Raw genomic sequence first — 2,872 nt, forward strand, 5'->3', positions numbered from 1 at the left:
GCCGGGTCTGCCACAGCTCGGGATCGGCCTCGATGAAGAGCTTGCACATGGGCGCCTCCCTGGCCTTGCTGCCGGGTCTGATTGCCGGAGGCGCCGCTGGCGTGCGCCGCTCCGATGGCGCCTGTGCGGCGCGGGCGGCCGCAGCTTCGCCCGCCCGCCAATCCTATGCCCGTCTTGCCCCGCGCGCGAGCCGTCTCAGGCGGCGCGGCGCTCGGTGTCGTGGACGATGGCGGTGCCGAGCACGGCCAGAAACTGGGCGAGGAAGGCCGGATGCGCCGGCCAGGCCGGGGCCGAGACCAGGTTGCCGTCGGTCACGGCGGCGTCGATGGCGATGTCCGCATAGGTCCCGCCGGCAAGCTCCACCTCCGGCCGGCAGGCGGGATACGCCGACACGGTGCGCCCCTCGATCACCCGCGCCGCAGCGAGCAATTGGGCGCCGTGACACACCGCGCCCACCGGCTTTCCGGCCTCGAAGAAATGCCGCACCATCTCGATGGCGCGCGGGTTGAGGCGCACATATTCCGGCGCCGGCCGCCCGGGATCACCAGCGCGTCATAGCCCGCCGGATCCACCTCGGCGAAGGTGGCGTTGAGCGCGAAATTGTGGCCGCGCTTCTCGGAATAGGTCTGCGCGCCCTCGAAATCGTGAACCGAGGTCGCCACCGTGTCGCCCGCCTTCTTGTCCGGGCACACCGCATGCACGGTGTGACCCACCGCCAGGAGCGCCTGGAACGGGACCATGACCTCGTAGTCCTCCACGAAGTCGCCGACGATCATCAGGATGCGCTTTGTCGCCATCGTGTCCTCCCTTTCCCCGGTTTGCGGGGGCGCAGGAAGGATAGGCGGGCAGGCGCGGCGCCGGGTGTTATCCGGCTATAGCGCGGGAAACGCAAAGGGCGCGAGCCGTGCCGCCCGCGCCCTTGCAGAACTCAAATCGGCCAAGGCGAAGCCTCAGACCTTCTCCACCTGCGCGAATTCCAGCTCCACCGGGGTCGCGCGGCCGAAGATGGACACCGCGACCTTGAGGCGCGAGCGGCTGTCGTCCACCTCTTCGACGATGCCGTTGAACGAGGCGAACGGCCCGTCCGCCACCTTCACGGTCTCGCCCACCTCGAAGGTGATCGAAGGCTTCGGCCGCTCGATGCCCTCCTGCACCTGCTGCAGGATGCGCATGGCCTCGCCTTCGGAGATCGGCATGGGCTTGTTGTCCGCGCCCAGGAAGCCGGTGACCTTGGGGGTGTTCTTGATCAGGTGGAAGGCCTCGTCGGTCAGGTCCATCTTGACCAGGACGTAGCCGGGAAAGAACTTGCGCTCGGTGTCGACCTTGCGGCCGCGGCGCACCTCGACCACCTTCTCGGTGGGCACGAGGATCTGCTCGAACAGGTCCTGCAGTCCGCGCTGGTCGGCCTGCTCGCGGATCGAATCCGCCACCTTCTTCTCGAAGTTGGAATATGCGTGGACGATGTACCAGCGCTTCGCCATGGGGGCTCTCCTCACTGGCCGATGGTGAGGAGGGTGGACACCCCGAACCGGATGATCTGGTCGGCGATCATGAAGAAGATCGAGGCCAGGAACACCATCACGAATACCATCGCGGTGGTGATGAGCGTCTCGCGGCGCGTCGGCCAGGTGACCTTCGCCGTCTCGGCGCGCACCTGATTGAAGAACTCCACCGGACTGAGCTTCGCCATGTCTGTCCCGGCGGCCCCTTGGGAAACCCGGTGGCCGCCACCTCTCTCGTTGCGCGCGCGCCGCGAAGCGCGCCGCGCCGTGATGTCCTCTCCCGCCCCGACGCCCCTTCCACAGGAATGTCGCTGGCGAAAAGCCCTCTGGTCCCGGTGACCCGGGCCGCGTGCGCGCTGTGCGCCTCCGCTTGGCCTACATGGTCGGCCGGACCCTGCTCTTCAACCTCGTGCCCGCCACCGAAAGGTGGCAGGAGTGGAGGGACTCGAACCCCCAACCCCCGGTTTTGGAGACCGGTGCTCTAACCAGTTGAGCTACACTCCTAGGGCCGCCGAGCGGCCTGACCCGGGGCCTAGCACCCGGCCGCGGCGCCGGAACCCGGCTGCGTTCGGGGTAGACTCCGCCGCGCCGGGAATTGAGCCCAGCGCATCGGATGGCCGTGTTTAGAGTGAGGCGCCGCGGCTGTAAAGAGGCGGCGCGGCGCGATCCCCGGCTCAGGCCCGGCCTGCGGCATGCTGGAGAACGAAGCCGGCGCGGGCGTCCACGTCGGCCTGCGGCAAGTCCCGCAGACGATAGCCGAGGTCACCATAGGCCTGGACCATGGCGGCATGAGTGCGCACCGCCTCGTCCCAGTCCTGCCGGCGCTCGCCATCGTTAACGTAGATCTCGCGCCAAGGCGGGGCGATGAAGACGGTCGTCGCGTAGCGCAGCTGCGTGCAGGCGCGCAAGACATGGGCCGGCACCGGCAGCCCGCAGAGGGTGAGGTATCCCAGGGTGTCGGGAATGCCGCGGTCGAAGAAGACGGGTCCCGCTGCCGCCGCCATCTCGTCGTAGCTGCGCATGTCGTGCGCAAGCATGGCTTCGGCAAAGGCGGCGCGGTCGCGCCAAGGCAGCGCCGGCCCGTCGATCCGCATCTGCTGACGGATGACGGCGCGGCCCGCCTCGGGCGCGACGGCGTGCCGCGCGCGGCCAAGGCGGCGAGAAGCGTGCTCTTGCCGGATCCGGGTCCGCCGGTGAGCACGAAGAAGGGCGGATCGGCAGCCGGCATGGCGCATCTCCGGACGGGTCGAGGTTCTGGAAGGGGGGGCGGCGGATGGACCGGCACCAGGATAGGACGAGGCAAGCCGCGGCGCGACCCCGTCAGCGCGGCGTTCGCGGCCGGCGGCGGCCCGGCAGGCCGCGGCTCTGCG

3 protein-coding genes, 1 tRNA gene and 1 pseudogene are annotated in these 2,872 nt (G+C 69.4%); all 5 read right to left on the reverse strand.

Annotated elements, in window-relative coordinates; translation table 11 throughout:
- Positions 1 to 195 precede the first annotated feature (195 nt).
- A pseudogene (locus tag AC2W7M_RS23145) lies at positions 196 to 797 on the reverse strand (DJ-1/PfpI family protein).
- Between the two features lie 153 nt (positions 798 to 950).
- Positions 951 to 1,481 (reverse strand): transcription termination/antitermination protein NusG, encoded by a 531-nt coding sequence (gene nusG / locus AC2W7M_RS23150; protein ID WP_121623771.1) that lies wholly within the window; start codon positions 1,479 to 1,481, stop codon positions 951 to 953.
- A gap of 11 nt (positions 1,482 to 1,492) precedes the next feature.
- Positions 1,493 to 1,690 carry a preprotein translocase subunit SecE gene (gene secE, locus AC2W7M_RS23155; RefSeq protein ID WP_486135257.1) on the reverse strand — a complete coding sequence of 66 codons (198 nt, stop codon included), beginning with the start codon at positions 1,688 to 1,690 and terminating at the stop codon, positions 1,493 to 1,495.
- Positions 1,691 to 1,929: 239 nt separating this feature from the next.
- A tRNA-Trp gene (locus AC2W7M_RS23160) sits at positions 1,930 to 2,006 on the reverse strand.
- A gap of 170 nt (positions 2,007 to 2,176) precedes the next feature.
- Positions 2,177 to 2,737: an AAA family ATPase gene (locus AC2W7M_RS23165; RefSeq protein ID WP_486135259.1), complete on the reverse strand. Its 561-nt coding sequence runs from the start codon at positions 2,735 to 2,737 to the stop codon at positions 2,177 to 2,179.
- Between the last annotated feature and the right edge of the window lie 135 nt (positions 2,738 to 2,872).

The organism is Xanthobacter sp. BG11Y11_SDJG, assembly GCF_057364445.1.